The organism is Gaiella sp., from assembly GCF_039915195.1.
Classification (GTDB): Bacteria; Actinomycetota; Thermoleophilia; order Gaiellales; family Gaiellaceae; genus Gaiella.
Window position 1 is genome coordinate 1 of sequence record NZ_JBDSNT010000033.1, and the last position, 8,543, is coordinate 8,543.

An 8,543-nucleotide genomic window follows, 5' to 3' on the forward strand; every position below is an offset into this window, starting at 1 on the left:
ATTCGATACTGATCCGGGTCTCGGACGAAACAGAGTAGGGAGCCACCCTCACGGATCGAGTAAGGCGTTCGTTCGGGCTCGATCCCTTGCGCTGCGAGCTTCTCGAGCGTCTCGCCCATATCACTGACGGTGAGCGCGATGTGCCCGTACGCGGTGCCGAGCTCGTACGAATCGACGCCGAAGTTGTACGTCAGCTCGAGCTCCGGATTCTCGTGACCGGGGACACCGAAGAAGTAGTTCATCGCCTCGTCGCGAATCGGCAGCTCGCGACGCTTCTCGAGCCCGAGTGCCTCGTAGAACGCGGTCGACCGCTCCGGGTCGGTGATGCGGTAACAGGTGTGAACGAGCTGCATGCGGACCTCCTTCGCTGGATTTGTCGTTACCAGGCGTATCAGCTCGGCGTCCTTGCTGTCGGGGGGAACAGCTTGCTCTCGTCGACCGACCGCGCCTCGGCCCGCGTGAGCGCGGCGCGGAACGCCCCCTGCGCTCCACGGCTCCTCTGTCATCGCAGGGAGCGAACGCGTGATCCTCGCGAGCTGCCGTCCGCGCCGTGAGCGGCACGATGGTTCGCGTCGTGGCGCCCCCCTCGTCGCTTGATACGTTCGAGGGCATGACCTCGCGCGTCAACCCGTGGCTCGTCCTCGTCCTCGTTTGCCTGGCGCAGTTCATGGTCATCCTCGACGCGACGATCGTCAACGTCGCCCTGCCGACGATCCAGAGCGATCTGGAGATGACCGACACCAGCTTGCAGTGGATCGTGAACGCCTACACCCTGCTCTTCGGCGGCTTTCTCCTTCTCGGCGGACGTGCGGGTGACCTCGCCGGCCGCAAGAGAGTCTTTCTCGCTGGAGTTGTCCTGTTCACGGCCGCTTCGCTTCTGTGCGGACTCGCGCAGGGCTCGACGTGGCTGATCGTCACCCGGGGCCTGCAAGGGCTCGGAGCGGCGCTCGTCTCACCCGCCGCGCTCGCCATCGTCACCTCGACGTTTCGGGAGGGCGCCGAGCGGACGAAGGCCCTCGGTGTCTGGTCGGCGATAGCTGTCGGGGGTGGGGCCGTCGGCCTCGTGCTCGGTGGCGTTCTCGTCGACGTGCTCTCCTGGCCATGGATCTTCTTCGTCAACATCCCCGTAGGAATCGCCACATTCATTCTTTCGCTGCGGTTCGTTCCCGAGTCACGTGACGATCACTCGCACAGGAGCTTCGACATCGCCGGCGCGGTCACGGTGACGATCGGGCTGATTGCGCTCGTCTACGGCATCGTTCGCTCGGCGGAGTCCGGGTGGGGATCGGGCGAGGTACTCGGGATCCTTGCGGTTTCGGTCATTCTGCTCGTCGCATTCGTGGTCATCGAACAGCGTTCGGCAGAGCCGCTCGTCCGGCTCTCGATCTTTTCCGTCCGCACCGTCCGCGGGGCGAACGTGGCGATGCTCGTCGTTGCGATGGGGCTATTCGCGATGTTCTATTTCAACACGCTCTTCCTCCAGCGCGTCCTCGGCTACTCGGCGCTCGATGCCGGCCTCGCATTCCTCCCCTTCACCGCCGGCATCATCATCGGCGCCACCCTGTCCCAGCAGCTGATTCCGCGGCTCGGTGCCCGCGAGGTCCCGCTGATCGGGCTCGTGATGGCGGCCAGCGGAATGCTTCTTTTCCTGCGGCTGACGCCGGACAGCTCCTATTGGCCCGATATCCTGCCCGGCATCCTGATCACCTCGGTCGGGATGGGCCTCACATTCGTGCCGGTGACGCTGATCGCGACGAGCGGGATTCCGGTCGACGATGCAGGGCTTGCGTCCGGCCTGTTCAACACGTCCCAGCAGATCGGCGGGGCGCTCGGCCTCGCGCTCCTCTCGACCTTCGCGGCGAGCAAGACCGCGGATGTGCTAGCCGCGACCGGCGACAAGCCGACCGAGTCCGAGTCGGCGCAGGCGCTCGTCGAGGGCTTTCAGATCGCGTGGCTCGGGTGCGCCGTCTTCCTCGCAGCGGGAGCCGTGCTCCTCTTTGCCCTGCTCAGGCGCGGCGATGTTCTCGCCGTGGCCGAGGGTGAGACTCAACCCGTCGTGACCTAGAGGCTTGACGCCGCGATGAAGATCGCTCCGTTCCGGATCGAGCAGTACTACGCGGTGCACGAGTTCACGGCACCCCACATGCTCTCCTCGAGCGACGCCGAATCGGTCGCAATCGCCGAGGTGCTTGCCCTCGAGCCGGATGCAGCGGAGCGTCTCTTCGCCCAGCGGCTTGGATACACCGAGTCGGTAGGAGCCCCCGAGCTGCGCGCTGCAGCCGCCGCGCTCTACGACACCACATCGCCCGACGACGTGATCGTCGTCGCGGCCGCGGAGGAGGCGATCTTCGTCGCCTACCACGCTCTGCTGCAACCCGGCGACCACGTCGTCGTCGAGACACCGTGCTACGAGTCTGCGCTCGAGGTCGCGCGATCGGCAGGGGCGGACGTGACCGAATGGTGCCGATCGGCGGGGAACGGCTGGGCTCACGACCTCGACGCTCTCGAGGCCGCTCTTCGTCCCGACACGCGACTCGTCTACACCAACACACCCCACAACCCGACGGGGCTGCTCATGCCGCGGCAGGTGCTCGACCGGGTTGTCGAGCTCTGTGCCGAGCGCGGCGCCTGGCTCTTTGCCGACGAGGTCTACCGGGAACTCGAGCACGATCCGGCCGACCGTCTTCCCGCCGCCGTCGACCTTTACGACCGCGCGCTGTCGCTCGGGTCGATGTCCAAGACATACGGTCTTCCAGGGCTCCGCCTCGGGTGGCTCGCCTCGCGTAATCGCGCCGTACTCGCGAGGATCGTCGACTTGAAGCACTACACGACGATCTGCTCGAGCGCTCCGAGCGAGCTCCTCAGCGCCCTCGCGCTCCGGCATCGCCACGTGTTCGCCGATCGGAGCCGTGCGATCGTCCTCGCCAACCTCGAACTGGTCGATGCCTTTCTCGAACGTCACGCGGAGCGCTTCTCGTGGGTGAGACCGACCGCGAGCACGATCGGCTTCGTCCGGATCGAGGGGGTCGAAGACACGTCGGTCTTCTGCCAGCAGCTCGTCGCGGATGCCGGCGTCCTGCTGCTCCCCGGCACCGTGTACGACGTACCGACGCACGTGCGGCTGGGGTTCGGGCGCTCCGCGATGCCTATGGCTCTCGGTCTGTTCGAGGCCTGGATCGAAACACGTTCTTAACCCGACTCGACACTGATCCGCAAAGGATGCGCAAGGTTTCCGAACAACCTGCCGATAGACCTTGAGCATCACATTCTCACCACCCTCCAGAGAGGCGACTGACATGGGTGACGCAAGGCTCACGACGTGGATCGACTGGTACCGCTTCGCGCGGCGCGCACTCGAGTTCGGCCATGCGGAGGCCTCCTCGTACGCAACAGCGCGCTATGTCGAGGAGCAGAATCGCACGGTTGCGAGCGAGTGGAGGGCAGCATGAGCGGCGATCAGGCCCTCGAGACTCCTCCGGTCGAAACACTCCAGGAGACCGGCCACGATCCTGCGGCCCGGGTCCTGAGCTGGCGGATCGAGCAGCTGATCGCAGTCGGTTACGAAAGTGACTCGGCATTCGTCCTCGCGCTCGACCGCAGCGTCGATCTGCACGACGCAACCGAGCTCGTGCGGCGCGGCTGCCCACCCGAGACGGCCTTCCGAATTCTTCTCTAGCGCTCGTCCTGCGGCCCGGCGGCGGGCGGCTCTGCCGACCGCCGCCCGGGCCGAAGCGTTCCCGAACCGAGGGCGACGCCAAGGAGGATCAACACGAGGCCGGCGACCGCCGCGACCGTGACCTGCTCGCCGAGCAGAACGGCACCGTAGAAGAGCGCGATACCCGGCATGAGGTAGGTCACGAGGCTCAGGCGGCGGGCGCCGAACAAGGCGATCGTCCTGAACAGGATCAGCTGCGCCAGTGCCGTCGGAAGCACAGCAAGGAGAACGAGCGACCCGAGGGCGCCTGTCGTCGGCATCGACGTCGGGTGCTGCAGGATCGCAAACGGAAGCAGGATGAGCCCCGCCGCGAGCATGTTCCCGGTTGCGAGGACGGGGCCAGACGTTGTTCCACTGAGTCGTAACTGTCCGTAGATGCCTGCCGAGGCGTAGAAGAGCGACGCCAGGATGACCGCGAACGTACCGATGACCTCGCCGACGTTTCCCGCGGGAGCGACCCCCGCGATCAGGGCGACGCCGACGATCCCGAGGCCGACGCCGGCGACCCGGAGCCGGCCGATGTGCTCCTGAGGAAGAAACTGGAGCCCGATCAGGAGCGAAAAGAGAGGGACGGTCGCCTGCGCGATCGCGGCGATGCCCGAGTCGATCCGGGTCTCACCCCACGCGACGAGCCAGAACGGCACTGCGGCGTTGATCGTGCCGAGAACGACGCACGCGCGCCAGGCGGCGCGGATCTCTCGTGTAGCCGCAGCGAGGCCGATTGTCGTCGAGAGGTACCCGATCAGAACGAGGGCGGCAAGGAGCGCCCGCGAGGCCATCAGCGCCGAGGGTGAGAAGCCGCCGTCGACGCCAACCTTGATGAGGAAATAGGACGCGCCCCAGAGCGAGGCGAGCGTGAGGATCAGCGGCCAGTAACGACGTGTCACCTGGCGAGGCTAGCCGCGCGGAACCGTGCGACGCCCGTTGCAAGCGCGGTGCCGGTGAGAATCAGCCCAAGACCGATCAGTGACGAAATCGTGACCTCCTCGTCGAGGAGCACGGCTCCGTAGATCAACGCGAGCGCGGGGACGAGGTACGTCACCAGAATCGCGCGCGACGCACCGGCACTCGCGATCAGCGAGAAATAGAGCAGGTAGGCGACGCCCGAGCCGAGCGCGCCGAGCGCCAGCATCGCGAGCAGGACGGTACCCGAGGGCACTGCGTCCGGCCGCTGCGCGAAGCCGAGCGGCAGGAGGATGAGCGTTGCGCACCCGAGCTGACCGAACGAGACATGCACGGCCGCCAGGCCACGCATCGTCCGTCCGGCAAAGAGCACGGAGAACGCGTAACACAGAGCTACGCCGACCACCGCGAGGGCGGCGACGAGGTCCCCACCGGATTGCAGGCCGACGAGAGCAACGACCCCGACGAACCCGATGCAGATCCCGACGAGCCGCACTCCTGTTACACGCTGTGTCCGATCCATTCGAGTCGCAAGGAGGACGGTGAAGAGCGGCGCTGCTCCCTGGATCACCGCAGTCAGGCCGGACGAGATGCTCTGCTCGGCAAACCCGAACAGCCAGAACGGCAGAGCGTTGTTGAACATCGCGAGAACGACGAGCGGGACGATGTAGCTCCGCAGCGATCCCAGACCGCCTCTCGAGAGGAGCAGCGGGAGCAGGACGAGGGCGCCGATCGCGACCCGGCTCAACGCGACGACCGATGGCTCGAGCTCGTCCACGCCGACCTTGATGAACAGGAATGACCCACCCCAGATCGCGGAGAGGAGCAGCAGAAGGAGGATCTCGCGCCTGGTCATACGCCCCATCCTGAGCCTCTGCAACCGCGAACGCGTCGGGCAACCATCCGGAACCACGCCGACGAGGGGGGATGCGACGTTGTTGGAAGCCCGCTCCGGCTAGACCGGCACGATGACCCGGGTCGAGATGATAGGCCGACGCTTCGGTCGTCAGAGGGCACGGCTAGACTGACGGTCTGAGCTTCGTCGCGGAACAGCCCATCCACCGCCAGCTCGGCCTCACGGACGGGGAGAACGCCCGCATCCACGAACTGCTCGAGCGCGAGCCGAACCACTTCGAGCTGGCCGTCTTCTCGCTTCTCTGGTCGGAGCATTGCGGCTACAAGCATTCGGCGCTGCTCCTCAAGCGACTCCCGAGCGCCGGTGACCGTGTGCTCCAGGGCCCGGGCGAGAACGCCGGTGTGCTCGATCTCGGAGAGGGGCTTGCGGTCACCTTCAAGGCGGAGAGTCACAACCACCCGTCGGCCGTCGAGCCGTTCCAGGGTGCCGCGACGGGAGTTGGTGGAATCCTGCGCGACATCATCGCCATGGGAGCACGCCCGATCGCCCTCCTCGATGGGCTGCGCTTCGGCGCACCCGATGCGCACTTCTCCCGTGCGGTCGGCGGCATCGGCGCGTACGGCAACTCGGTCGGCGTCCCGAACGTCGGGGGCGAGGTGGTCTTCGACGACGCGTACGCCTCGAACTGCCTCGTCAACGCCATGTGCGTCGGGCTACTACCCGTCGACGGCGTGATGAGCGCGCGGGCCGATACAGCAGGGGCGGTGCTCGTGCTCTACGGCGCGACGACGGGGCGAGACGGGATCGGCGGAGCGTCCGTTCTCGCGAGCCAGGAGCTCGGCGAGGAGGCGGCTGACAAGCGCCCGTCGGTGCAGGTGGGCGATCCGTTCACGGGTAAACGGCTGATCGAGGTCTCGGTCGAGCTCGTCGAGCGCGGGCTCGTGCTGTCGCTGCAGGACTGCGGTGCCGCCGGGCTCGCGTCGTCTCTCTCGGAGATGGCTGCCGACTACGGCATCGACGTCCACCTCGACCGCGTGCCCCAGCGCGAAGCGGGGATGGAGCCGTGGGAGATCATGATCTCCGAGTCGCAGGAGAGAATGGTCGCCATCGTCGCCCCCGAACGGCTCGCCGAGGTCGAAGCGGTGATCGACCGCTGGGAGCTCCACCGCGCGGAGATCGGCGAGGTCACCGAAACGGGTGAGCTGCGCGCGCTCTGGCACGGCGCAGAGGTCGGTGCGTTCCCCGCACGTTTCCTTACCGAGGACTGTCCACGCTACGTCGTCGAGTGCGAGCCTCGTGCGGCATCGTCCGAGGTCGAGCTCCCGGAGCTTCCGGAAACCGCGGACGTACTCCTCGACCTGCTCGGCTCCGACGCGCTGCGGTCGCGCGCATTCGTCACGCGTCGCTACGACCAGCTCGTCCAGTCGCGGACGGTGCGCCGTCCCGGGCTCGACGCTGCGGTCGTGCGGCTGCGGCCTTCCACTCGAGGGCTCGCGCTCACGCTCGACGGGACGGGACGCCTTGGCTCGCTCGATCCGTTCGTCGGGGGCGCCTCGGCGATCCTCGAGGCGGCTCGCAACGTCGCGTGCGCCGGCGGCGAGCCTCTCGGGTTCACGGATTGCCTCAACTTCGGCAACCCCGAGAAGCCCGAGATCGGCTGGGAGCTCTCGCAGTCGATCGAGGGGATGGCGCAGGCGTGCGAGGCGCTCGGACTCCCGATCGTCTCCGGCAACGTCTCGCTCTACAACGACACGGACGGCCGCTCGATCCCGCCGACCCCGGTCGTCGGCTGCGTCGGGCTCGTCGCGGACGTTCGGCAGATACCCGGCGAATGGCGGGAAGGGGACGTCATCGTCCTCGTGTCGGCGGGCGCTCCCGCGGTGCCGGGCTCCGAGCTCCAGGCCCGCTACGGGACGGTCTCGGGATCCCCGCCTCAGCTCGATCTGAACGCGGAGGCGTCGCTCGTCCGGCTCGTCGTCGATCTCGCGCCGCAGTGCACGCTCGCACATGACGTCTCGGATGGGGGGCTCGCGGTCGCGCTCGCCGAGGCGGCGCTCCACTCCGGTCTGGGCGCCCGGCTCGACCTCCCGACCGATGCGGTCGTGCTCTTCGGCGAAGGCCCGGGCCAGGTGATCCTCGCGCTCCCCGCTGACGAGGCCCGGGCCGTCCGTTCGGTCCCGGGTGTCGACGTGCGACGCATCGGCGAGGTCGGCGGGGACGAGATCCTCGGCGTCAGCCTTGCCGACCTCCGAGCGGTCTGGGAGCGTGAGTTGTAGATGTGCGGCGTCTTCGGGATCCGCTCGACCGACCGCGACGTGGCGCGGCTGACGTACTTCGCGCTGTTCGCACTCCAGCATCGCGGGCAGGAGTCGGCGGGCATCGCCGTCTCGGAGGCCGGGCGCCTGACCGTGCTGCGCGACATGGGTCTCGTGGCGCAGGTATTCAACGAGCAGCAGCTCCAGGCTCTCCCGGGCGAGGTTGCGATCGGACACACGCGCTACTCGACGACCGGGGGCGTGCACTGGTCGAACGCGCAGCCGCTCGTCCACCACGGACGGGCTCGAACGGTCGCGCTCGGCCACAACGGCAATCTGACCAATGCCGGTGTCCTGCGTGACGAGCTCGTCGCGGACGGAATCCGGCTCGGCTCGACTTCGGACACCGAGGTGATTGCCGCATTGATCGCGCGCGACCCGCTGCCGCTCCCCGAAGCCGTTGCGGCAACGATGGCGCGCCTCGAGGGCGCCTACTCCGTCGTCGTGCTCGTCGACGATACGCTCGTCACCTTCCGCGACCCGCACGGGATTCGTCCGCTCACGCTCGGCCGGATCGGCGACGACTGGGTAGTAGCTTCCGAGAGCTGCGCCCTCGACCTGATCGGCGCCACCGTCGAGCGGGACGTTCGACCCGGCGAGGCTCTCTGGCTCGACGAGTCGGGGATCCACAGCGCGCAGGCACTGCCCGAGGGCCGCGGAGCGGCATGCATCTTCGAGCACGTCTACTTCGCCCGGCCCGACTCCCGGCTCGACGGGAGTGAGATCCACTCGAGCAGGGTGCGCATGGGACAGA

Annotated in this window: 8 protein-coding genes and 1 pseudogene; 6 read left to right on the top strand and 3 right to left on the bottom strand. The window is 67.6% G+C overall.

Translation table 11 applies throughout. From position 1 onward, the window contains the following. Positions 1–353: VOC family protein (locus ABIR74_RS03260; RefSeq protein ID WP_348175184.1), on the bottom strand; the 353-nt coding region annotated here is incomplete at its 3' end. Positions 354–610: 257 nt separating this feature from the next. On the opposite strand from ABIR74_RS03260, the gene ABIR74_RS03265 reads away from it, so the two are divergent. The 4 genes from ABIR74_RS03265 to ABIR74_RS03280 all read left to right on the top strand — a co-directional run bounded on the left by ABIR74_RS03265 (position 611) and on the right by ABIR74_RS03280 (position 3,676). Continuing rightward, positions 611–2,065, top strand: a complete 1,455-nt coding sequence (locus ABIR74_RS03265; protein WP_348175185.1) for an MFS transporter — start codon at positions 611–613, stop codon at positions 2,063–2,065. A 15-nt stretch (positions 2,066–2,080) separates the two neighbouring features. After that, positions 2,081–3,193: an aminotransferase class I/II-fold pyridoxal phosphate-dependent enzyme gene (locus tag ABIR74_RS03270; RefSeq protein WP_348175186.1), complete on the top strand. Its 1,113-nt coding sequence runs from the start codon at positions 2,081–2,083 to the stop codon at positions 3,191–3,193. A gap of 103 nt (positions 3,194–3,296) precedes the next feature. Beyond that, positions 3,297–3,449, top strand: coding sequence for a hypothetical protein (locus ABIR74_RS03275; protein ID WP_348175187.1), 153 nt, complete (start codon positions 3,297–3,299; stop codon positions 3,447–3,449). After that, positions 3,446–3,676, top strand: coding sequence for a hypothetical protein (locus ABIR74_RS03280; protein ID WP_348175188.1), 231 nt, complete (start codon positions 3,446–3,448; stop codon positions 3,674–3,676). The genes ABIR74_RS03275 and ABIR74_RS03280 overlap by 4 nt, the downstream gene beginning before the upstream one ends. Here the strand turns inward: ABIR74_RS03280 and ABIR74_RS03285 are convergent. After that, positions 3,673–4,602 carry a DMT family transporter gene (locus ABIR74_RS03285; protein ID WP_348175189.1) on the bottom strand — a complete coding sequence of 310 codons (930 nt, stop codon included), beginning with the start codon at positions 4,600–4,602 and terminating at the stop codon, positions 3,673–3,675. The genes ABIR74_RS03280 and ABIR74_RS03285 overlap by 4 nt on opposite strands. Next, positions 4,599–5,474: a DMT family transporter gene (locus ABIR74_RS03290; protein ID WP_348175190.1), complete on the bottom strand. Its 876-nt coding sequence runs from the start codon at positions 5,472–5,474 to the stop codon at positions 4,599–4,601. Before ABIR74_RS03290 ends, ABIR74_RS03285 begins: the two co-directional genes overlap by 4 nt. A gap of 200 nt (positions 5,475–5,674) precedes the next feature. Here ABIR74_RS03290 and purL point away from each other — a divergent pair, with 200 nt between their 5' ends. Continuing rightward, entirely contained in the window at positions 5,675–7,750 is a 2,076-nt protein-coding gene (gene purL / locus ABIR74_RS03295; RefSeq protein ID WP_348175191.1) for a phosphoribosylformylglycinamidine synthase subunit PurL, read from the top strand. Further along, positions 7,751–8,543 (top strand): annotated as a pseudogene (locus ABIR74_RS03300) (amidophosphoribosyltransferase); the annotation flags it as partial. It lies immediately after the preceding gene.